The organism is Sphingomonas sp. BK345, from assembly GCF_014193845.1.
GTDB lineage: Bacteria > Pseudomonadota > Alphaproteobacteria > Sphingomonadales > Sphingomonadaceae > Sphingomonas.
In genome coordinates this window covers 963,157-985,619 of record NZ_JACHZX010000001.1, presented here as the reverse complement: position 1 = coordinate 985,619, position 22,463 = coordinate 963,157, and the positions used below count along the sequence as shown (strand labels likewise).

The window sequence follows — 22,463 nt, the reverse complement described above, 5'->3', positions numbered from 1 at the left end:
GGCGGGCCGCGGGCGCTGTCCTACATCGTCCAACATCTGCCACCCCGTCGCCTCGTTGGATCCGAGGGAGGGACGATGCGAGAGCTGGTGGAGCAGGTGATCGACTCGAGCGGGCGGCGCGGCGCGGTGGTGCGCGGCGCGCGGCGCGGGCGGACGGTGACGGTGAACCGGCGCGAGTCGCCGCTGGCGTGGCTCGCCGCGCGCGGGCTGGTCGACGCGCGCCAGGCCGAGGCGGGCGAGCGGCTGCGCGCCGATTACGAGCGCGCGCAGCTCGCCCCCGCGGTGACGATGCGCTGGGCGCCGCGCGTGGACAACGGCCGCGGCACCGCGCCCGACCCGGGCGAGGCGCAGCTCGCCGCCAAGCGCCGCTTCGACGCGGCGGTCGGCGCCGCGGGGCGCGGTCTGGCCGACGTGCTGTGGCGCGTGGTCTGCGCGGGCGAGTCGCTGCCCGACAGCGAGCGCGCGCTCGGCTGGCCGGCGCGCAGCGGACGGCTGGTGCTGTCGCTCGCGCTCGACCGGCTGGCGGATCATTACCGCCTGCCGTGATCCACGCCCCTTGCCCCGCGCCGTCAGCGCGGACACATAGGCGCGATGCGGCTGCGCTTCGTCAAATGCCATGGCTCGGGCAACGACTTCCCGCTGATCGACGCGCGCGACGCCGCGCTCGACGGCACCGACTGGGCGGGCGTGGCGCGCGCGCTCGCCGACCGCGCCGGTCCGGTCGGCGGCGACGGGCTGCTGCTGCTCACCCGCGGCGACGAACGCGCCGCCTTCGGCATGCGCATGTTCAATAGCGACGGCAGCGAGGCCGAGACCTGCCTCAACGGGCTGCGCTGCGTCGCGCGCGCGGGCTTCGCCGCGCTGGGGCTGGAACGCGCCACGGTGCGGCTCAAGACCAGCTACGCCGAGGTGGCGCTTGCCGAGGCGCTCGCGCCGGGCGTCTACACCGTCGCGGAGACCGCGGGGCCGGCCTCGCTCGACGCCGCCGCCTGGCCGCTGCGCGACGCGCCGGCGCGGATCGTCGAGGCGCGGGTGCCGCCGCTGCCGAGCGAGCGCGCCTTCACCGCGGTGGCGATGCCCAACCCGCACCTGGTCGCCTTCGTCGACACGGTCGACGAGGCCGAGCTGGTCGCGGTCGGGCAAGCGTGCGAGGCGGCGCCGCCGTGGCTGCCCAATCGCGCCAACGTCTCCTTTGTCGAGCTGCGCGGCGACGATCGGCTCTACGTCCGCACCTTCGAGCGCGGCGTCGGTCTGACCGACAGCTGCGGCAGCGCGATGGCGGCCTCGACCTACGCCGCGGGGCTGACCGGGCGCGTGGCGTTCGACCGCGCGCTGACGGTGTACAACCGCGGCGGCCTGGTGCGCGCGCGCGCGGGTGCGGACGCGATGGTGACGCTCCACGGGAACGCCACCTGGGAGTGGGAGGGCAGCGTCACCGTCGATCCCGCCCGCGGCGTCGCTGGCGAGTTGGCGGTAGACCGCCACGCCGCCGACGAGATCGCCGCCTGGGCGCGCGTGGTCGCGGCGGCGTAGGTCGGGCAGGGGGGGGGCAGGGCAGGCGACCCCTCCCCCGCCTCCGCCGTCATCCTGAGCTTATCTCAGGATCCACCCTTTCGCGCGTTCACACGCTGCTGAGCCAGTGGACCGGTGGATCCTGCGACAAGCTCAGGATGACGGCAGTTTGGGGAGCAGAAGCGGGCCCAGGATCCCCCCTCACTCCCCGCCGAGCTGCTCCAGCAGATCGGTCACCTTGCCGCGCAGCTCGGCGTCGCGCGTGATCTCGAGGATCGCACCCAGGCTGCGGCGCGCGCGCTCGTGGTCGCCGTCGACCAGCTCGAGCCGCGCGCGCTCCCACCAGCCGTGCGGCTGGTCGGGCGCGAACACCGTCATCCGCTCGTACAGCTCGAGCGCGCGGCGGCCCTTGCCGGCGAGCTCGGCGCGCGCCGCCTGGTTCTGGAGCAGACGCACCAGCACCGCGCGGTTGGGCATGGCGGCGACGTGGGTCACCGCGCGCCCCGGCCGCGCCGCCTCGAGCAGCGCCGACAGCCGCTCCGCGCCGACGCGCGCGCCGCCCGCGAAGGGGTCGACGATCACCGGCTCGCTCTCGGCCTCGATCAGCACCAGCACGTGGCCTGGCACGTCGAGCACGTCGGCGCTCCAGCCGAGCCGCCGCGCCGCGGCGACGTAGAGGATCGCCAGGCTCACCGGCAGCCCGCGGCGGCGCTCCAGCACCTGGAGCAGGTCGGCGTTGGCGGGGTCATCGTAGCTGGCGGAATCGCCGAGGAATCCGAACTCGCCCGCGAACACCTCGGCGAGCGCGTCGGCGCGCTCGAGCGAGGTCTCGGCGTCGGCGCCGGCGACGTCGAGCCGGGTCGCGATCGCCTCGAGCAGGTCGTGCGCGGGGGAGGGGTCTGTGTCGGGGTGGTCGAGCAGGGCGAGCAGCAGCGCGGCCTCGTCGAGCACGATATCGTCCTCGTCGATCAGGCCGAGGCGAAGGAGGTCGTCGGTCATATCGGCTGAGATGGGGGCGCGGGGCGCGACATGCGAGGGGCAGGCGTCGATGATCCTCCCCGGCACGGGGAGGGGACCATCGCGCAGCGATGGTGGAGGGGGCCCGCCCGACTCGAGCCGGTGCGTGTGCGGAGAGCCCCCTCCACCACCGCGCTGCGCGCGGCGGTCCCCCTCCCCGCTGAGCGGGGAGGATCTGTTCAGCTCCTCAGAACGAATCCTTCGCCGCGCGCCACCGCGCGAAGGTCGCCACGTCCGCTGCGCGCAGGAAAGGGTTGGTCGCGCGCTCGGCGGCCATCGTGGTCGGCACCGTCGCCTCGCCCGCGCCCCGGGCGCGGTCGACCTCGGCCACGCGCGCCACCAGCGCGGCATTCTCCGGCTCGACGGTCAGCGCGAAGCGGCCGTTGCTCTGCGTGTACTCGTGGCCGCAATAGACCGAGGTGGCGTCGGGCAGCGCGGCGAAGCGGCGCATGTTGGCGTACATCTGCGCCGCATCGCCCTCGAACAACCGCCCGCAGCCGAGCGCGAAAAAGGTGTCGCCGGTGAAGATCACCGCGTCGTCGGCGAGGTGGAGCGCGATATGGCCCGCGGTATGGCCCGGCACTTCCAGCACGGTGGCGCGATGCTGGCCGAGCGTGAGCGAGTCGCCCTCGCGCACGCCGCGGTCGAGCGGGTCGATCTTGGCGCGCTCCGCCTCGGGGCCGGTGACGGTCGCGCCGGTCGCTGCCTTCACCGCCGCGACGCCGCCGGTGTGATCGCGGTGCCAGTGCGTGATCCACACCTGCCCGATCGTCCAGTCGCGCGCCTGGGCGGCGTCGAGCACCGGGGCCGCGTCGCCGGGATCGACCACTGCGACCGCGCCGTCCTCGGCGCGCACCAGCCAGCTGTAATTGTCCTTGAGGACCGGCACGCGGACGATCTCTAGCATCACCACGTCCCCGTGTTGGGCATCGACGCCCAGGGCTCGGCCGGGGCGAGCGGCGCGCGCGCCTGGAGCAGCTCGATCGAGATGCCATCAGGCGTCTTCACGAAGGCCATATGGCCGTCGCGCGGCGGCCGGTTGATCGTCACCCCGGCGTCGGCGAACCGCTGGCAGGTCGCGTAGATGTCGTCGACGCGGTAGGCGAGATGGCCGAAGTTGCGACCGCCGGTGTAGACCTCGGCGGCGCTGCCGTCGGCGGGCGGCCAATTGTAGGTCAGCTCGACCTCGACGCGGCGCTCGCCGATCGCTTTATCTGCCTCGGCGGCGAGGAAGATCAGCGTGAACCGCCCCGCCTCATTGTCGATCCGGCGCACTTCGGTGAGGCCCAGCAGCGCGAAGAAGGCGACGGTCGCGTCGGGGTCGCTGACGCGGATCATGGTGTGGAGATATTGGGTCATTGTACCTTCCGTTGGTGGAGGCGGGCGGTGGTCAGACAGCGTGCGCTCGACCGCGGTTTCAATGGAATGAGCGAGGGCGATACTGGTTGCTCACTTCTGGACCATTCGGCCTAGCGAGCTATGCCAGTTCTCATCGTGCTCCCGCGCACGCGGGGGCCCAGGAGCCCCGATCGCCGCACGCCGCGGTCCTGCTTGACTCTGGGTTCCCGCCTCCGCGGGGAAAACAAGTGGAGGACCACGGGCGGTAGCGCGGTCTATTTCCCGCCAAACTGCGTCAGCGCCTGCGCCGCCGACTGACCGGCGGGCGAGTCGGGCGCGAGCCGCGCCGCTTCCTGCCACGCCGCCTTGGCGCGATCGGCGTCGCCGCCCGCCGCGGCGATATTGCCCGCCTCGAGCTGGACCGAGGCGTCGTCGGCGGAACGGCGCAGCGCCTGCGCGATGTCGGCGCGCGCGCGGCCGAGATCGCCGCCGCGCCGCGCCAAGGTGGCGGAGAGCAGCCACGCCAACGGGTCGTCGCCCGCGGTCGCCAGCGCCTGGTCGAGGTCGGTGCGCGCGCCGGCGGCGTCGCCCAGCGCGACCAGCGCGCGCGCGCGGTCGAGATGCGCCTCGCCGCGCTGCAGTTCCACCAACGTGCCCGCCGCCAGCGCGGCGTCGAGCGCGCCGCGCGCCTTGGCGGCGTCGCCCGCGGCCAGCCAAGCGTTGCCCGCCTGCGCCCAATAGTCCGCCGCGTGCGAGTCGTGCGCCAGCTCGGCGCCGCGCGCCGCCTCGGCGAAGGCCGCGCCCGCCTCGGCGTAGCGGTCCTGCGCCGCCAGCGCGAGCGCGAGGCACGCGCGCAGCCCCGCGCCACCGCGCCGCGCGCGCGCCTCCGCCGCGGCGGGGTCGCTGCGCGTCTCGGCCACGCAGCCCGCCGCGGGGTCGCTGCCCGCCACACCCGGGGGCGTCGCGGCTTGGGCGGTGAGCAGCAGCGCGGCGAGCGGGATCATGGCACCACATCCTCCACCGCGCGGATCAGCAGCGCGAGATCGTCCTCGCGCGACAGGCGGTGGTCGCCGTCCTTGACCAGCCAGGTCTGAACGTGCGGCGAACGGATCAGCTCGGCGAGCCGTGCCGAGCGAGGCCACGGCACGTCGGGGTCGGCCTGGCCGTGCAGCAGCCGCACTGGTCCATCGAACGCGATCGTTCCCGACATCAGCCGGTTGGCCTCGCCCGACTGCCAGAAGCGGCGGGTGTAGACGGTCGGTGCCGGGCCATAGGGGTTGGCGCGTTCGAGCCGGCCGTGCTCGAGCAGGTACATCTTCTCGTCCTGCGAGAAGCCCCAATCGGTGAAGTCGGGCGCGGTGGCGATCCCGACCAGTGCGGCGACACGCGCGGGGCGCGCCAGCGCGGCGAGCAGCATCACCCAGCCGCCCATCGACGAGCCGACCAGCACCACCGGCCCGTCGACATGGTCGATCATCGCCACCGCGTCGTCGCGCCAGTCGGCGAGCGCCTGCTCCTCGAACTTGCCGTCGGAGGCGCCGCAGCCGCCATAGTCGAAGCGCAGGAAGCCCTGGCCGCGTGCCTTGGCCCATCGCTCGAGCGCGAGCGCCTTGGTGCCGCTCATGTCGGAGGCATAGCCGGGGAGGAAGATCACCGTCGGCGCGGTGCCGGCGTGATGGTGGTAGGCGAGGCGCGGTCGCTTCGGCGCGGTGGTGACGATGCTCATGCGCCGTGGCTTAGACGCGGTGCAGCGCTTTGCGAAGGCGGGGAAGTCCGGCGGGTGGGTAGACGCCTCACCGTCACTCGCGTGCAGGCGTGGATCATGGTGGAGGAGGGAGGCGGCCGATCCTTCGATTGGAAGACCGGCTTCCGACCGAGCGGGTCCGCCCGCTCTCCCCGCCGCCTCAGATCACGTCGCCGGCGTAGAACAGGATGCCGATGCTGCTCGCCAGCAGGAAGGCGAGGTAGATCAGCCCGCCGCGGATCTTCACGCCCGATTTGCCGAAGCTCTGGTCACCGTGGTCGTCGTGCCGCATGGTCGCTCTCCCGTGCCGGTTCGGCATCGTAACCCGCTGAAAGCGCTAATGATCCGTCTCACGCGCGGCGACGCGCAGCAGCAGGTAGCCGGCCGCGCCCGACAGCAGCGAGCCCGTCAGCACGCCCAGCTTGGCCTCGGCCTGGAGCAGCGGCGCGCCGGCGAAGGCGAGCAGCGTGATGAAGATGCTCATCGTGAAGCCGATCCCGCACAGCAGAGCGACGCCGAGCAGCTGCAACCAGCCGGCATGCGCCGGCAGCTCGGCCCAGCGCAGTCGCACCGCGAGCGCGGCGAAGCCGAACACGCCCGCCACCTTGCCGAGCAGCAGCCCCGCCGCCACCCCCAGCGTCACCGGGGCGGCGAGCGCGCCGACTGGCAGGCCGAGCACCGGCACCGCGGCGTTGGCGAGCGCGAACAGCGGCAGGATGACGAAGGCGACCGGCGCGTGCAGCCGGTGCTCGAGCCGGCAGAGCGGGCTGCCCTCGCGCCCGTCCTGCGCCGGTATGGTGAAGGCCAGCATCACGCCCGCGAGCGTCGCGTGGACGCCCGAGCGCAGCACCAGCCACCACAGCAAGACGCCGAGCAGCAGATACGGGGTGAGCCGGGTCACGCCCGCGCGGTTGAGCAGCGTCAGCACGACCAGCACCGCGCCCGCCGCGACGAGGTAAGGCAGCGCCAGTGCACCGGTGTAGAACAGCGCGATGATCACCACTGCGCCGAGATCGTCGATGATCGCCAGCGCGGCGAGGAAGACGCGCAGTGAGGCGGGGACACGCTCCCCGAGCAGCGCGATGACGCCGAGCGCGAAGGCGATGTCCGTCGCCGCCGGGATCGCCCAGCCCTGCGTCGCGCCGCCGCGGTTGATCGCGAGGTAGAGCAGCGCGGGCGCCGCCATCCCGCCCGCGGCGGCGATGCCCGGCAGCAGCCGGCGTGACCAGGAGGCGAGCTGGCCGTGCAGCGTCTCGCGCTTGATCTCGAGCCCGACGAGCAGGAAGAACACCGCCATCAGCGCGTCGTTGATCCAGGCTTCCAGCGTGAGCGGTCCGACGTTGCCGTGGAGCAGCGCGGCATAACCGGGTCCGAGCGGCGAGTTCGCGAGCAGCAGCGCGAGCAGGGCGGCGGCGATCAGCACCGCGCCGCCGGCGGCCTGGCCGGTGAGGAAGCGGCGCAGCGCGCTGGCGCGCGACCGGGGCGGGTGGTTCGGCTGGGTGATGGCGCGGACTCCGGGCAGGCGTCGACGCGCTGGCGGCCCGACCAGCGCGAGAACCTGCCCGCGCTGGAGCAGCGCGGACACCCGCGGCGCGTATCGCATCGGGTATCCCCGGGGGCAAGGGCTAGCCGTGCTCCGGCGGACGCCGACGTTCAGGGTCGCGGGCGGGGCGGCGGTGGCGCTGGGCTCCTGCATGCGCGGGAGCCCGCCCGGTGGTGCCGACGATTAGGCGGGCGTCACCCGCTCGCCGCCTCCCCTTTCCGTCATCCCGGATCCGCCGACACGCTCGGGAGAGCCTTGGTCCGGGATCAACCGCGCCGCACGCTCTCCGGCCGGCGTGTGCGCGGGATGGTGGACCCTGAGACGAGCCCTGGATGACGGCGGTGGCGCTGGTTGACTCGGCGATGCTTGCCGCCCACCGCTCAGGCGATCGCGGACACCGACGGCTTTCCCGCCAGCCAGGCGTCGAGGTTGGCGAGCACCAGCGCCTCCATCGCCGCGCGGGCCTCGCGCGTCGCGCTGCCCTGATGCGGTGCCAGCACCACCTGCGGCAGCGCGCGCAGCGCCGCGGGCACGCGCGGCTCGTCGGCGAAGACGTCGAGCCCCGCGCCCGCGATCACGCCGCGCTCCAGCGCGCTCACCAGCGCCGCCTCGTCGACCAGGCTGCCGCGCGCGACGTTGACCAGCACGCCGCCCGCGCCGAGCGCGTCCAGCACCGCGGCGTCGATCGCGCGCTCGGTCGCTGCACCCCCCGGCGCGGCGAGGATCAGCACGTCGCACGCCGCCGCCAGCGCGGTGATGTCGGGCAGCCGCTGATAGGGCACGTCCTTGGCCGAACGCGCGCAATAGCCGATCCAGCCGGCGAAGGGCGCGGCGCGCGTCGCGATCGCACGGCCGATCTGCCCCAGGCCGAAGATGCCGACTCGCCGCCCCGTCGCGCGCCGCGCCAGTGGTACGCTCCAGCCCCCGTCGCGCACCGCGCGGTCGTTCGCCACCACCGCGCGTTCCGCCGCCAGCCACAGGGCGAGCGCGAGATCGGCGACGTCGTCGGTCAGCACCTCGGGCGTGATGGTCACGCGCACGCCGCGCGCGCGCGCCGCGTTGAGGTCGACGCCGTCGTGGCCGACGCCATGGATCGCGACGATCTCGAGCGCGGGCAGCCGGTCGCAGTCAGCCGCCCCCCAGCGCAGCGAGCCGCCGCCGACGACGGCACGCGTCGTCGCCGGCGCGGTGCCGCGGTGGAGCGTGAAGCGCGCCGCCAGCGCAGCCTCGAGCGCGGCGGACTGGGGCTGGGCAAGGAAGAGGTCGGGTCTGGCCATGGATCAGCGATAGACGGGATTGGTCCGGCACGCATCGTGTTCCTGCGCACGCGGGGATCCAGGGTGGCAGGGCGACCTGCCCGTGGGTCCGGGCTCCGGCGTTCGCAGGAGTCCCCTGGCGGTTCGTACGGCCACCACGTCGAGCGGTATCTTTGCCGCCGCTGTAGCGCTAACGCGATCGGCCCATGATCTCCGCTCTCTACCGTGATCCAGCCGAGCTGCCCGCGCCGCTGCGCTTCCTCGCCGGGGGCGGGCGCGCGACCGAGCTGATCCTTGCGCGCGACTGGACCGATCACCCGCTCGGCACGCCGGCCGACTGGCCCGAGGCGCTCAAGGCGACGCTGAGCACCGTGCTCAACTCGCCCGAGTCCATGATCCTCTGCTGGGGGGCGGAGGAGCTCACCTTCTTCTTCAACGAAACCTATTTTCCGCTGCTCGGGCCGCGTCTGGCCTGGGCGATGGGGGCGCCGTTCCGCACCGTCTGGGCGGACGCCTGGGCGCAGGCGAAGCCGATCATCGACGACGCCTTCGCCGGGCGCAGCCAGCGCTTCACCGACCTGCCGTGGAAGCTCGACACCGACCGCGGCCAGTCCGACACCTGGTTCACCTTCTCCTACTCGCGCGTGCTCGACTCAAGCGGTGGGGTGGCGGGCCTGTTTATCTTCACCAACGAGACCACCGAGCGCGTGCTGAGCGACGCCGCGCTGCGCCAGAGCGAGGAGCGGCTGCGGCTGGTGATCGAGGGCGCGCGCGACCACGTCATCTTCACCACCGACGCGGGCGGGGTGATCACCAGCTGGTCGGCGGGGGCGGAGGCGGTGCTCGGCTGGACGCCGGAGGAGGCGGTGGGTCAGCCCGCCGCGATGATCTTCACGCCCGAGGACCGCGCCGCGGGGGCCGACGTGCGCGAGATCACCGGCGCCGCGCGCGACGGCTGCGCGCCCGACGAGCGCTGGCACCTGCGCCGCGACGGCACGCGGGTGTTCCTCAACGGCTCGGTCCACCCGCTGCCCGCCGATGCGCAGGGGCAGGAGCGCGGTTTCATCAAGATCGCACGCGACGAGACCGCGCGCTGGCAGGCGCAGCAGGAGCTCGAGCGGCTCAACGCCACGCTCGAGCAGGAGGTCGCGGCGCGCACCGCCGACCGCAACCGGCTGTGGCAATTGTCGTCGGACATCATGCTCGTCGCCGGCTTCGACGGCACGATCGAGGCGGTCAATCCGGCGTGGACGCGGGTGTTGGGGTGGGCCGAGTTCGAGCTGCTCGGCCGCCCGATCTTCGCCTTCGTCCACCCCGACGACCTCGACGAGACGCGCGCCGCCGCGGCGGGGATCGGCGCCGGACAGGCGTTCGCGCGCTTCGACAACCGCTACCGCCACCGCGACGGCAGCTACCGCGACCTCGTCTGGGCGGCGGGGCCGGGCGACGGCAAGATCATTGCGGTCGGCCGCGACGCCACCGAGGAGAAGGCGCAGACCGCCGCGCTGGCGCTCGCCGAGGGACAGCTGCGCCAGGCGCAGAAGATGGAGGCCGTCGGCCAGCTCACCGGAGGGCTGGCGCACGATTTCAACAATCTGCTCACGGGCGTGATGGGCAATCTGGAGCTGGTGCAGGCGCGGCTGGCGCGCGGGCGGCACGACGACCTTGAGCGTTTTGTCCTCGCCGCGCAGGGTGCCAGCCGCCGCGCCGCGTCGCTGACCCAGCGGCTGCTGGCCTTCTCGCGCCGCCAGACGCTCGACCCGCGCCCGACCGACGTCAACCGGCTGATCGCGGGGATGGAGGAGCTGCTGCAGCGCTCGATCGGCCCGACCAGCGCGATCGAGGTGATCGCTGCGCCCGGGCTGTGGACCGCGATGATCGACGCCACCCAGCTGGAGAGCGCGATCCTGAACCTCGCCATCAACGCGCGCGACGCCATGCCCGACGCCGGCCGCGTGACGATCGCGACGGCCAATCGCTGGATCGACGAGTCGGATGCGCGCGAGCTCGAGCTGGAGCCGGGACCCTATCTCAGCGTCGCGGTGAGCGACACCGGCACCGGCATGGCGCCCGAGACGGTGGAGCGCGCGTTCGAGCCTTTCTTCACCACCAAGCCGATCGGCCAGGGGACGGGCCTGGGGCTGTCGATGATCTACGGCTTCGCGCGCCAGTCGGGCGGGCAGGTGCGCATCGACTCCGCGCTGGGCGCGGGCACCACGATCACCATCTATCTGCCGCGCCACGCCGGTGCCGCTCTCGGTGGTGAGGAGGAGGGCGTGGAAGACGCCGCCGCGGCGGTGCGCAGCGCGACCGTGCTGGTGGTCGACGACGAGACCACGATCCGCCACTTGATCGACGAGGTACTCGAGGAGGCGGGCTATACGGTGATTGGGGCCGCCGACGGCGCGGCCGGGCTGAAGGTGCTCGGCTCGGACGCGCCGATCGACCTGCTGATCACCGATGTCGGCCTGCCCGGCGGGCTCAACGGCCGCCAGGTGGCCGATGCGGCGCGCGCGCTGCGCCCCGGGCTGAAGGTGCTGTTCGTGACGGGCTATGCCGAGAATGTCGCGGTCGGCGGGGGGCATCTCGAGCCCGGCATGGAGCTGCTGACCAAACCCTTCACGATGCACGCGCTCACCGCCAAGGTAGCGGAGATGCTGGGCGCAACCGGCTGAGCGTCCGGCACGGCGCCGGACGGCCGCTCGCTCATATCGGGTAGCGACGCGGCGGGCGCGGGGTTGATCCGCGGCGCGACAGGCGTAAGGGCGACCGCGTCGCGCGCTCCCGTGCGACTCGGAGAAACGCGCACCGATGCCCCGATCTAGTCCCTTGTCCGACGACGGAGACAGTCGAAGCACCCGCTTCGCCGTCACCGCACGTCAGCGCACGGGTCCGTCGGTGGCTCGCGAGGTCGGCACGCGCTGACCTGAGCCGACCGCCGCCGGGTCCCGTCACCGGAACCCCGATGGAGGTCGCCATGACCCGATATGACCCGCGCGCCGTCGTGCGTTCGCCTGAACTCGACCTGTCTTCATCGCACGATCAGCGTGCTCCTGCGCACGCAGGAACCCAGCGCCGCGAGCCCGATCCCGGCGACCTTGAATCTCGGCGTTCGCGGGACCCCTGCAAAACCTTCCGTCATCCCGGACTTGGTCCGGGATCCACTGTGCCGCAGACAGCCGGTGCGTTGCTCTCGCGGAAGCGTGGATCCCGGAACAAGTCAGGAATGACGGAAGTGGGGGAGCGTTGCGCGGCTCTTGCAAGAGTGTCGCCTTTGCCGGATCATGGCCCGGGCGGGACCGATCCAGCTTTCGTCACCCTCAACAAGGACCAGCGCCTGCTCGCCCTTCGCGCCGCCGCGCGCGGGTGCGCGATCCGCGCCGCGCTCGCCGCCGCGCCACTCCACCGCGCCCGGCTGCTGCGCGCGATGGTGGCGGCGCGCCGCCGCGTCGCCTGACAGGATCGCCCGTGCTGTCCCGTCCGCTCGGCCGCACCGCCCCGCCGCTGGGAGCGCGTCGTATCGCACTCGGCTGGCCCGATCTCGCGCTCTTCGCGCTGCTCGCCGGCCTCGGCGCCGCGGTGGCCGCGGGCGCGCACGACGCGGTCGAGCCGCTCCGCCGGCTCCAGCTCGAGCCGATCACGCTCGATCCGCGCGCTCTGCCCTATTACGCGCTGCTCACCACGCTGCGGCTGTTCGCGGCGCTGGCGGCCTCGCTGGTGTTCAGCGTCGTGGTCGCCACCGCCGCCGCCAAGAGCCGCCGCGCCGAGCTGGTGATCGTCCCCGCGCTCGACATCCTCCAGTCGGTGCCGGTGCTGGGCTTCCTCACCTTCACCGTCACCGCCTTCATGGGGCTGTTCCCGGGCAGTCGGCTCGGCGTGGAATGCGCCGCGGTCTTCGCGATCTTCACCAGCCAGGCGTGGAACATCGCACTGAGCCTCTACCAGTCGTTGCGCCAGGTGCCCGACGACCTCGCCGAGGTGGCGCGCGGCTTCGGCCTGTCTCCGCTGCGCCGGCTGCTGCGGGTCGAGCTGCCCTTCGCCGCGCCGGGGCTGGTGTGGAACGCGATGCTGTCGATGTCGGGCGGCTGGTTCTTCGTCGTCGCCTCGGAGGCGATCAGCGTCGGGCGGACGCAGGTGATGCTGCCCGGCGTCGGCTCATGGCTGGGGCTGGCGATCGAGCGGCGCGATCTCGGCGCGGTGGCGCTGGCGGTGGCGACCATGGCGGCGGTGATCCTGCTGTACGACCAGCTCGTGTTCCGCCCCGCGATCGCCTGGGCCGATCGCTTCCGCGTCGAGCAGACCGCCAGCGTGGCGCCGCCGCGTTCCTGGCTGTTCGAGCTGCTGCGGCGCGCGCGGCTGCTGCCCGCACTGGTGAAGCCGTGGCGCGCCGTGGCGGGGGCGATGCTGCTGCTCGACCCAGCCCCGAGCGCTGCCGCCCAGCACCGCACGTTCGGCACGCGCGAGGACGCGGGGAAGCGAGCGGCGCGGTCGCAGCGGGTCTGGCAGGTGGCGGTCGCGCTCGCCGCGGCGGGCGCGGCGCTGCTCGCCGCGCGCTACCTGGCGGCGCGGCTGAGCCCGAGCGACGCTTGTCTAGTGCTGCGGCTCGCCTTCTACACGCTGGTGCGCGTGGCGGTGCTGATCGTCGCGGCGAGTCTCGTCTGGGTACCCATCGGCGTGTGGATCGGGCTGCGCCCCCGCTGGACCGCGCGCGCGCAGCCGGTCGCGCAATTCCTCGCGGCCTTCCCCGCCAACGTGCTGTTCCCGGTCGCGGTGGTGCTGATCGTGCGCTGGCACGCGAACCCGGACATCTGGCTCACCCCGCTGATCGGGCTCGGCACGCAATGGTACATCCTGTTCAACGTCATCGCCGGTGCCAGCGCGATCCCGAGCGACCTGCGCGAGGCGGCGCGGCTGTTCGGCCTCAGCGGCTGGGCATGGTGGCGGCGGCTGATCCTGCCCGCGATCTTCCCGTATTACGTCACCGGCGCGCTGACCGCGAGCGGCGGCTCGTGGAACGCCAGCATCGTCGCCGAGGCGGTGAGCTGGGGCTCCACGCGGCTCACCGCGGCGGGGCTGGGCAGCTATATCGCCGAGGCGACCGCGGCGGGGGACGAAGCGCGCGTGCTGCTCGGCATCCTCGTGATGTCCGCGCTGGTGATCGCGATCAACCGGGCGCTGTTCCGCCCGCTCTACCGGCTGGCCGAGCGCCGGCTGCGGCTGTCGTGAAGGAGGCGCCCATGGCGCAGCACAACCCACCGCTCGTCACCGTCGAGGCCTTGAGCCACCGCTACGGCGGGAGCGAGGGGCCGCCGATCCTCGACGACGTGGCGCTGACGGTGCACGAGCGCGAGGTGGTGGCGCTGCTCGGCCGCTCGGGCTCGGGCAAGTCGACGCTGCTGCGCTCGATCGCCGGGCTGGTGACGCCCGACGCGGGGACGCTGCGCTTCACCCCCGGCGCGGACGGGCGCGCGCGCTCGGTGGCGATGGTGTTCCAGTCGTTCGCGCTGATGCCGTGGCTGACCGTGCTGCAGAACGTCGAGCTCGGGCTGGAGGCGAAGAAGGTACCAGCGGCCGAGCGGCGCCGGCGCGCGCTCGCTGCGATCGATCTCATTGGGCTCGACGGCTTCGAGAACGCCTTCCCGCGCGAGCTGTCGGGCGGCATGCGCCAGCGCGTCGGGTTGGCGCGGGCGCTCGTGGTGGAGCCGTCGCTGCTGCTGATGGACGAGCCCTTCTCCGCGCTCGACGTGCTCACCGCCGAGACGCTGCGCAGCGACCTGATCGAGTGGTGGGGCGACGGGCGGCTCGGCATCGCCGCGGTGCTGATCGTCACGCACAATATCGAGGAGGCGGTGCTGATGAGCGACCGCGTGCTGGTGCTCTCCTCCAATCCCGGCCGGATCGTCGCCGAGTTCCGCGTCGGCCTGCCGCAGCCGCGCGACCGGCTCGATCCCGCCTTCCGCGACCTGGTCGAGCGGATCTACGCGCGCATGACCCAGCGCGTTGTGCCCGCGGCGGAGGAGGCGCACGCGCCGGCGCCGGCGCTCGGCCGTCCGCTCGCGCCCGTCTCGGTCACCGCGCTCGCCGGACTGATCGAGGAGGTGGAGGCGGCGCCGTTCGACGGGCGGGCGCCGCTCGCGGAGCTGGGCGACACGCTCCAGCTCGAGGTCGACGAGCTGTTCCCGATCGTCGAGACGCTGCAGCAGCTCGGCTTCGTCACGCTGGCGGAGGGTGAGGTAGCGCTCACCGCGGCGGGCGCGGGATTCGCGCAGGAAGACGTCGACCAGCGCAAGGCGATGTTCCGCGCCGCGCTGCTCGGCCATGTGCCGCTGGCCGGGGCGATCCGCGCCGCGCTCGACGCGCGCACGGGCCACCAGGTGCCGGCGCGGCTCTTCCGCGAGGAGCTGGAGGAGGCGCTCTCGCCCGACTTCGCCGAGGACACGCTGCGCGCGGTGACCGAATGGGGCCGCTACGCCGAGCTGTTCGCCTATGACGAGGCGGGCGACCTGTTCACGCTGGACGATCCGGGCTGAGGTACGGCGCATAGCCGGGCTTGGCGGGCGGCAAGATAAGGCACGCTCTCGCGCGACAAGGCCGTGCGCCGCCTTCCTAAGAGACGCTGACGTGCCGCGCCGCGCGTCAAGGGGATAGCAGCGTCGCGGCCTCGTCGAGGGTTCGATCATGCCGTCCGTCTCTTCCCGCCTGTCCGTCGCCGCCGCGCTCGCCGCCATCACCAGCCCGGCGCTGGCGCAGCAGGCCGCCGACGCGCCCGCCCAGGCGGCGGACGTGGTGGTCACCGGCTCGCGCGACCCGAACGTGACGGCGGGCCAGAGCGCGAGCCCGATCACGATCGTCTCGGATGCCGCGCTGCGCTCGATCGGGCTGCCCGACCTGCGCGACTCGCTCGTGCAGCTGGTGCCGTCGCTGTCGCGCCCGCTGCACGGGCTCGATCAGGCCTCTTTGGTCGACTCGATCAGCCTGCGCGGGCTCACCGCGGACCAGACCCTGGTGCTGGTCAACGGCAAGCGCCGCCACCCGACCGCGGCGGTGGTGCTCGATCCCGGCCCGCAGCAGGGCACCGCGCCGGTCGACCTCGACCTGCTCCCCGCCGCGGCGATCGCCCGCGTGGAAGTGCTCGAGGACGGCGCCGCCGCGCAATATGGCTCGGACGCGATCGCGGGAGTGATCAACCTGATCCTCCGCGACGACACCGCCAGCGAAGCGCGCGCGCTGGCGGGGCGAACCTATGCCGGCGACGGCGCATCGGGCACGCTGTCGGCCGGCGCGGGCGTGGCGCTGGGCGAGGGCGGGGACGCCCGCTGGACCGCCGAGCTGGTCCATCGCGACCGCACCGACCGCGAGGGCCGCGACACGCGCACGGGCCTGTACGACAATCCCGCGATCGGCGCGCCACGGACCGATCGGGCAGCGCTCGCGCTCGAGACCGACTACCGGCTCGGCGCGGCGACGCTGTACGGCGACGCCAGCTGGGCGCGCCGCGACGCGGGACGGCTCGCCTTTCGCCGGCTCGGCGACGTGCTCCCCGCGCTGTACCCGCGCGGCTTCCAGCCCGAGGAGACGATCGCCGAGCAGGACGCCGCCGCCACGATCGGCGCACGCGGCGGCGCGCGCGACGGCTGGCATTGGGACCTCAGCACGACGTACGGCAGCGACCGCATCGACCTGGGTCTGCGCGACACCGCCAATCTCGGGCTCTACGCCGCGACCGGCGCGACGCCGACCGCGGTGGCGATCGGGCGCTACCGCCTCGGGCAATGGACCAGCACGCTCGACCTGCGCCGACCGATCGCGCTGGCCTGGCTCGCCGCGCCGCTCCATCTCGCGCTGGGCGGGGAATATCGCCGCGAGACCTATGCGATCGATCCGGGCGAGCCGGCGGCCTATGTGCTCGGCGGGACGCAGGGCTATCAGGGGCTCTCGCCCGACAATCGCACGCGCGCTGATCGCTCGGTCGCTGCTGGCTATGCCGATCTGGAAGTGCCGCTCGCGCGCGCGTGGCGGCTCGACGCGGCGGGACGCTACGAACATTACAGCGATGCCGGCGAGACGCTGACGGGCAAGCTGGCGACGCGGCTCGCGCTCACGGACGCGATCGCGCTGCGCGCCAGCGCCGGGACCGGCTTCCGTGCGCCGACGCTGGCGCAGTCGCACTTCAGCAGCATCGTCGTCTCGCCCAGCTATGCCAACGCGCAGGTGGCGGTGACCTCCGCAGCGGCGCGCGCGCTCGGTGCCGCGCCGCTGCGCCCGGAGCGCTCGACGCATATCGGGGCGGGAGCGGTGGCGCACCTGCGCGACTCGCTCGACCTGACGCTCGACGGTTATCAGATCATCGTGCGCGATCGCATCGTCACCGGTGGCGCCTATACCGGCCGGACCGCGCTCGACGCGCTCGCGCTACAGGGGGTGACGCTGCCCGCCGAGCTGACGCCGGAGAGCACCGCGGTGCAATATTACGCCAACGGCGTGCGCACGCGGACGCGCGGCCTCGATCTGACGCTGCGCTACCACGCGGCGCTGGCGGGCGGCGCGACGCTCGACGCCGACCTGGCCGCGACCGCGGGGCGCACCGCGGTCACGCATGTCGGCCGCGACCAGCTCGGCCGCGCGCTGCTTGACGTGCAGGGTGTCGGCTATCTCACCACCGCCTATCCCGCGTCGCGCGTGATCGCCGGCGGCGCGGTGGCGACGTCGCGTTGGGACGTCACGCTGCACGAGCTCCGCTACGGCGCGACGCGCTCACAGCTGACCTACTATGCCGGCCCGGACGCCTTCTCGACCGAGCGCTTCCGAAATTTCACCAACGCGGCGCGCTGGGTGACCAACGTCGAGCTCGGCCTGCGTCTCGCCGGTTCGCTCCGCGCCGCGATCGGGGCGAGCAACCTGTTCGACGCGTATCCGTCGCGGCTGCCCGCGGCGAACTCGTACATCGGTGCGATGCGCTACGACCTGGCGAGCCAGCAGCTCGGGCAGGACGGCGGCTTCTACTACCTGCGGCTGCGGCTGGGTGCGTGAACCACGCGGCTCACTTCAGCAGCGCGTCGACCGCCTTGGCGTAGATCAGCGCGAGCTTGCCCTGGCCGCCCGCGCCGTTGGGGCCGCCGTCGGTGGGGTGGAGCCCGTCCTTGTAGAGCGTCTTGTCGAGCGGCGCGGTGTCGGGGCCCATCACGGGATCGGCGGCGAAGTCGATCACCGCGTCGATCTCATGCCCGACCGCGGCGCGGAGCTCGGCGTTGACGATCTGGCGACGCTCATTGTGGACGCTGGTATAGCGCGGCTGGTCGGGTATGTTGATCGGCAGCAGCGTGCCCACCGCCACCGTCACGCCCGCGGCCTTGAAGCGCGCGGTATAGCGGAACAGTTGCTCGAGCCAGGCGCGCGCACCGCCGGCAGCCTGGAGGTCGTTGGCGCCGATCAGCACGGTGAGCAGGCGCGGGTGGAGCGCGAGGTCGGCGTCGGCGCGTGCCTCCAGGTCGTTGACGCCCGAGCCGCCGACCGCCTTGCCGTAGAAAGTCACCTTGGGATGCGACGCGGCGTAGAGGCCGGTGTGACTGCCGCCCCAGAAGACCGAGATCGAGTCGCCCTCGGACAGCACGCCGCTGCCGCTCGCCGCCGGCGCGGCGGTGGCGCTCGGCGTGGCGGCGGGCGCGGGCTCGGCGGCCGCCGCCGAGTTCGGCATCGCGCTGGGCGACGCGCTCGGGGCGGGGGCGGGGGCGGGCGCGGGGGCGGCGATCGGTGTGGCCGCCGCGACCACAGCGACCGGTGCCGCGAGCGAGGCCGCCGCGGCGCTGCCACCGCCGCCGCCACACGCCGAGAGCGACGCGAAGGCGATCAGCGACGCGGCCCGGGTGAGGGGAAGGGGGCGCCGCAGCGGTCGGGTGCCAGCGGCCGGCGACATCGACGCGATCGTCATGGGGAAGCTCTCTCCTGCGCCGCGCCGCGGCCATCGAACGCGTGGTTACCGGCTCGTGGTTGACAAGAAGTAAATGGTTCCCGTCGCCCCGGACCCGTTCCCGCCACGATGAGGCGCGACATCACTGTCCAGAAGTGGAGCAGATTGTACATTAAAGCAAATGTAAGCCGCGTCGTGCCAGGGTCGGCGGGGTGATAGGGATCGGTCGGGCCGGTGGACGGGATCGCTCGCGACTCCCTCACCCATGTTGGCGACTGCGGCGAGTGGGGGCGGGGACTTGGCGAGAGGTGACGGGGCGCCCGGCGCACCGATGGGACATATCGCACCGCTCGACGGCATTCGCGCCTGCGCGGTGGCGATCGTGATGCTGTCGCATGCCGGCCTCGATCGGATCGTACCCGGCGGGCTGGGCGTCTCCGCTTTCTTCTTCCTGTCCGGCTATCTCATCACCACGCTGATGCGGGTCGAGCAGACGCGCACCCAGGCGGTGAGCCTGCGCGGTTTCTACGCGCGGCGCGTGCTGCGGATCGTGCCGCCGATGTGGATCACGCTCGGTCTCGGGCTGCTGCTGGTGCTCGCCGGTGTGCTGCCGGCGAGCGGGGGCAACGGGCTCGATGGGCGCGGCCTGGCGGCGCAGTTCCTCTTCCTCAACAACTATACCGACAGCTTCGGGCTGAGCGGCGCGGTGCCGGGCATGCCGGTCTGGTCGCTGGCGGTGGAGGAACATTATTACCTCGCCTTCCCGCTGCTGTACGTCGCGGTGCTGCGGCGGTTGCCCAACGCGCGCGCGGCGCAGCTGTGCCTCGCGCTCTGCATGCTGGTGCTGCTGGTGCGGGGCGCGCATGCGCTCGCCGGCAACCCGCTCGACCCGCTCTATTTTTGGTCGCACACGCGGGTCGACAGCATCCTCGCCGGCTCCTGCCTCGCGCTCCACCGCAACCCGGTGCTCGACGGCGCCGCGGCGTGGCGGCCGCGGCGGCGCGAGACCTTGCTGGCGGCGGCGCTGCTGCTCGCCACGCTGGCAATCCGCAATGAGCTGTTCCGCCAGACGATCCGCTACTCGCTCCAGTCGCTCGCCTTCTTCGTCCTGTTCGCGGCGGTGCTGCAGTCGCGCGGCCGGGTGGCGCGCTGGCTGTCGTCGGCGCCAATGAAGCTGGTCGGCGACTATTCGTACAGCCTGTATCTCTCGCATCTGCTGCTGCTGACGCTGGTGATGGCGCTGACCGGCACCGCGAGCCGCGGTGCGGCGGCGCTGATCGCCTACCCGCTCGCCTTCGTCTACGCCGCGGCGATGTACCGCTGGGTCGACCAGCCGCTGGCGCGGGTGCGGCGCGCGCTTCACCGCGGCGGCTACCGACTGCGGCCGATAGCGGCGCGTACCGTGGTGGTGTGAGGGGAGCGATCCTTCCCACGAGGGGTAAGGACAAGGTGGCTTGAGCGCTCCCTCCCCTCTCACTTCGCCTTCTTCGCCGCCCCCGCGGGTACGACCAGCTTGACCACGTCGTCGGGCGCGTCGTGCAGCTTGAGGTAGAGCGCGCCCGCCACCGGGTGCGGCACCGCCAGCTCGCCGCCGACGAAGCCGAGCGGCACCGTCTGCGGCTTCTGGAAGCCGGCCTCGTCCGCTACCTGCGCGATCAGGAACAGCTCCTGGCCGTGCAGCGTGCAGGTCGCGCCCTCACAGCGCAGCTCGGTCAGCTCGGGGAGCCGCACCACGCGCGCCAGCGGCTGCCAGTCGCCGACCAGCTCGCCCTGCACCAGCCGCATCTTGAGCGGCCCCGTCGCCGCCGCGCCGAGCGCCTCGCGCGGGGTGAGGCTGGCGACCGCGACGTCGCTGCCGATCAGCTGGAGCTTACCGCTCGCCACGCTGAGCTTGGCGCTGGCGGTGTCGTCGGCGGTCGCCACCTCGATCAGGTCGCCCGCGCTCAGCCGCGTGTTGACCGCGCGCGCCGAGAAGGTGAGCGTCGCCTCGGGCGCCAGCGCGAACTCGGGCAGCTCGAGCGCGAGCCGGTCGGGCGCCGCGGGCGCGGCGACGCTGCGGCTGACCAGCTCGAGCCGCGGCCGCGGCGGCGTGATCGTGGCGCGCACCGCGGTGGTGCGCCCATCCTTGAGCGTCACCTTGGCGTCGCTCGTCCCGGTCGGCACCGTCTCGGTGTTGGCGTCGGTGGTGAGCGCAAGTCGGTCGCCGCCGCTCATGTCGCGCGACAGCGCGCCCGCGGTGAAGGTCAGCCCCGCCACCTCGAGCGACGCGACCTGGTCGAGCCGCGCGCCGACCAGCCGCCCCTCCTTGTCGCCGGTGTAGAGCGTGAACCCCTCCAGCCGGCTCGCCTCGCTCTGGCCTTTGAGCGTCAGCTGCGCCGGCGCGCTGGCACCATAATGCGACACCAGCACGGTCAGGTCGCCCGGGCGCGCGCGCTGGAGCGGCAGCGTCGCGCTGATCTCGTCGGGCGCGCTGGCCTTCCACTCGACCGGCCTGATCGTGCCCGAGCGGTCGCGCAGCGCGACCTGCTCGACACAGGCGGCGGCGCCGCCGCGCAGCGTCAGCGGCGCGTCGCGGCCGACCACCACCGTGTCGTCGGGGCGCGGCTGCCACGCCGCCGGCGCGCCGTTCTGGAGCGGGAAGCGCGGGCCGGTGAACGTCTCGAAGCCCCAGCTGCCGGTCAGCGTCGCCTCGCCGATCGTGCTCGCGCCCAGCTTCTGCGCGTCGGGGCCGACGACGAGGCCGCCGCGCTCGGCGTCGGCGGTCACCGGCAGCTCCACCGTCCTGCCGTCCGCCAGCGCGAGCCGCAGCGTCAGCGCGCGCGCGTAATCGGTCGCGAACACCAGCGGCGCGTCCTCGAGCGGCAGCACCAGCCCGGGCCTGGCGAGGCACACCGCGTCCTTGAGCGCGGCGCGCAGCGGCGGCGGAGCGGCGGCGCCGATCGGCGGCAGCGGCGCCACCAGCACCGACTTGGGGTTCTGGAACGACGGCGGCGTGTTGAGCTGGAGCCGCAGCCGTTCGTTCTGCCCCACCGCCAGCGCGGGCGAATATTGATAGTCCGCGCTGCGGAACACGCCGAACAGCCGCGCGAAGTCGCGTGCCAGCGAGATGTACGGGCTGAACTCGCCTGCGCCGCCCTCCTTGGTGGCGGCGAGGCTGTAGGCGAACTGCGTGGTGGTGCCGCCGATCACGTCGATCATCGAGGCCGCGCCGCCGCCGGTCTGGAGCACCATGCCGTCGCGGTTCTGCGTCAGGCAGGAGGCCTGGAGCGCGCGGCTGCGCGCGAGGCAGTCGGCGTTGAGCTTGATCCCGAGCGAGCCGGCGAGCGCGGTGGAGACCGGGACGAGCCGCTCGGGCGCGCTCTCCTCGACGCGCGCGACGCCGTTGACGAAGGTCTCCAGCCGGGCGCGGTCGAGCGAGGCCTGATAGAGGTCCTGCGCGGCGCGGACGAACACGCCGGGGCGGCCGCGCACCGCCTTGACCAACGCGTTGTAGCCGCCGCCGGTCTCGGGCGCCATCAGCGCGATCGCCTGCTGCGCGCCCTCGGGCACCTTGACGCGGAGCGTGGCCTTCTTGGGGTTCCAGGTCTCGGCCTCGTAGAACCAGTTCTTGGGCGGCGGGTTGGTCGCGCCGCGCAGGAAGACGAGGACGAGCAGGTAGCGCGCGGCCTGGTCGGCGGGGAGGTCCGCCTTGAGCTCGAGCTGGTCGCCGACGCGCAAGGAGGGCACCTGGCCGATCGGCAGCGTCACCTTCTCGCGCGTCACCGCCATGGTCAGCGCCGGGCCGGCGAGGTCGAAGCTGTTGCCCTGCGCGCTCGCGGGGAGGGGCGACAGCACGAGCGAGGAGAGCGCCAGCAGCGCCAGCACGCGTTGAAGAAGAAGCCGCATCACCCCTCGCTATAGCCCAGCCGCGCGCGCCCGCGCCACCGCCGCCATGGGTGGCGCGCGATCTGGGCGAGGATGCGGCGGCGCGGTGGGGATGGTGGGGCGGGCGCGAATGGTGAGTCCTGTTGGAGCGAATGTTGCGAATGTTGAGTGGCCGGCGCGGTCGCGCATGGGTCGGGGCGGGGGCGGGGCGAAAACACGCCCGGCATGTCGCAGAATCGCCGAATGTAGGACAGTCGGAGGGGACGGAGCGCGCGCTAAAAG

General features: G+C 73.2%; 18 protein-coding genes. 8 read left to right on the top strand and 10 right to left on the bottom strand.

Translation table 11 applies throughout. The annotated features are described in order from the left end of the window. Nucleotides 1-75 precede the first annotated feature (75 nt). Nucleotides 76-546: a DUF6456 domain-containing protein gene (locus tag FHY03_RS04460; protein ID WP_183924036.1), complete on the top strand. Its 471-nt coding sequence runs from the start codon at nt 76-78 to the stop codon at nt 544-546. Nucleotides 547-591: 45 nt separating this feature from the next. Next, nucleotides 592-1,533 (top strand): diaminopimelate epimerase, encoded by a 942-nt coding sequence (dapF, locus tag FHY03_RS04455; protein WP_183928977.1) that lies wholly within the window; start codon nt 592-594, stop codon nt 1,531-1,533. 180 nt (nt 1,534-1,713) lie between these two features. Here dapF and FHY03_RS04450 read toward each other — a convergent pair whose 3' ends face one another. From FHY03_RS04450 to FHY03_RS04420, 8 genes are all read right to left on the bottom strand, one after another. Continuing rightward, nucleotides 1,714-2,511 (bottom strand): SirB1 family protein, encoded by a 798-nt coding sequence (locus tag FHY03_RS04450; RefSeq protein WP_183928975.1) that lies wholly within the window; start codon nt 2,509-2,511, stop codon nt 1,714-1,716. A gap of 205 nt (nt 2,512-2,716) precedes the next feature. Beyond that, nucleotides 2,717-3,436 carry a hydroxyacylglutathione hydrolase gene (gene gloB / locus FHY03_RS04445; RefSeq protein ID WP_183928973.1) on the bottom strand — a complete coding sequence of 240 codons (720 nt, stop codon included), beginning with the start codon at nt 3,434-3,436 and terminating at the stop codon, nt 2,717-2,719. Then, the gene (locus FHY03_RS04440; RefSeq protein ID WP_183928971.1) at nt 3,436-3,888 is read right to left on the bottom strand and encodes a VOC family protein; all 453 of its coding nucleotides are present in this window, start codon (nt 3,886-3,888) and stop codon (nt 3,436-3,438) included. Before FHY03_RS04440 ends, gloB begins: the two co-directional genes overlap by 1 nt. 254 nt (nt 3,889-4,142) lie before the next feature. Then, a complete protein-coding gene (locus FHY03_RS04435) occupies nt 4,143-4,871 on the bottom strand; it encodes a tetratricopeptide repeat protein (RefSeq protein WP_183924026.1) in 729 nt (242 codons plus the stop codon). After that, entirely contained in the window at nt 4,868-5,593 is a 726-nt protein-coding gene (locus tag FHY03_RS04430; RefSeq protein WP_183924024.1) for an alpha/beta hydrolase, read from the bottom strand. Before FHY03_RS04430 ends, FHY03_RS04435 begins: the two co-directional genes overlap by 4 nt. Before the next feature lie 178 nt (nt 5,594-5,771). Further along, nucleotides 5,772-5,903: a hypothetical protein gene (locus FHY03_RS20925; RefSeq protein WP_260158640.1), complete on the bottom strand. Its 132-nt coding sequence runs from the start codon at nt 5,901-5,903 to the stop codon at nt 5,772-5,774. Nucleotides 5,904-5,948: 45 nt separating this feature from the next. Further along, nucleotides 5,949-7,214 (bottom strand): Na+/H+ antiporter NhaA, encoded by a 1,266-nt coding sequence (gene nhaA, locus FHY03_RS04425; protein ID WP_183928969.1) that lies wholly within the window; start codon nt 7,212-7,214, stop codon nt 5,949-5,951. Nucleotides 7,215-7,534: 320 nt separating this feature from the next. Further along, entirely contained in the window at nt 7,535-8,431 is an 897-nt protein-coding gene (locus FHY03_RS04420; protein ID WP_183928967.1) for an NAD(P)-dependent oxidoreductase, read from the bottom strand. A gap of 185 nt (nt 8,432-8,616) precedes the next feature. Between FHY03_RS04420 and FHY03_RS04415 the strand changes: the two genes are divergently transcribed. From FHY03_RS04415 to FHY03_RS04395, 5 genes are all read left to right on the top strand, one after another. Then, nucleotides 8,617-11,085 (top strand): PAS domain S-box protein, encoded by a 2,469-nt coding sequence (locus tag FHY03_RS04415; RefSeq protein WP_183928965.1) that lies wholly within the window; start codon nt 8,617-8,619, stop codon nt 11,083-11,085. A 599-nt stretch (nt 11,086-11,684) separates the two neighbouring features. After that, nucleotides 11,685-11,867, top strand: a complete 183-nt coding sequence (locus FHY03_RS04410) for a hypothetical protein (protein ID WP_183922082.1) — start codon at nt 11,685-11,687, stop codon at nt 11,865-11,867. A gap of 14 nt (nt 11,868-11,881) precedes the next feature. Continuing rightward, complete coding sequence (locus FHY03_RS04405) at nt 11,882-13,636, top strand: ABC transporter permease subunit (protein WP_221190027.1); 1,755 nt, start codon at nt 11,882-11,884, stop codon at nt 13,634-13,636. An 11-nt stretch (nt 13,637-13,647) separates the two neighbouring features. Next, a complete protein-coding gene (locus tag FHY03_RS04400; protein ID WP_183922078.1) occupies nt 13,648-14,940 on the top strand; it encodes a nitrate/sulfonate/bicarbonate ABC transporter ATP-binding protein in 1,293 nt (430 codons plus the stop codon). Between the two features lie 148 nt (nt 14,941-15,088). Continuing rightward, a complete protein-coding gene (locus tag FHY03_RS04395; protein WP_183928963.1) occupies nt 15,089-17,440 on the top strand; it encodes a TonB-dependent siderophore receptor in 2,352 nt (783 codons plus the stop codon). Between the two features lie 10 nt (nt 17,441-17,450). On the opposite strand, the gene FHY03_RS04390 is transcribed toward FHY03_RS04395, so the two are convergent. After that, nucleotides 17,451-18,338 (bottom strand): SGNH/GDSL hydrolase family protein, encoded by an 888-nt coding sequence (locus FHY03_RS04390; protein ID WP_183928961.1) that lies wholly within the window; start codon nt 18,336-18,338, stop codon nt 17,451-17,453. Between the two features lie 310 nt (nt 18,339-18,648). On the opposite strand from FHY03_RS04390, the gene FHY03_RS04385 reads away from it, so the two are divergent. Next, entirely contained in the window at nt 18,649-19,731 is a 1,083-nt protein-coding gene (locus tag FHY03_RS04385) for an acyltransferase (protein WP_183928959.1), read from the top strand. Between the two features lie 59 nt (nt 19,732-19,790). Here FHY03_RS04385 and FHY03_RS04380 read toward each other — a convergent pair whose 3' ends face one another. Beyond that, nucleotides 19,791-22,202 (bottom strand): hypothetical protein, encoded by a 2,412-nt coding sequence (locus FHY03_RS04380; protein WP_183928957.1) that lies wholly within the window; start codon nt 22,200-22,202, stop codon nt 19,791-19,793. Between the last annotated feature and the right edge of the window lie 261 nt (nt 22,203-22,463).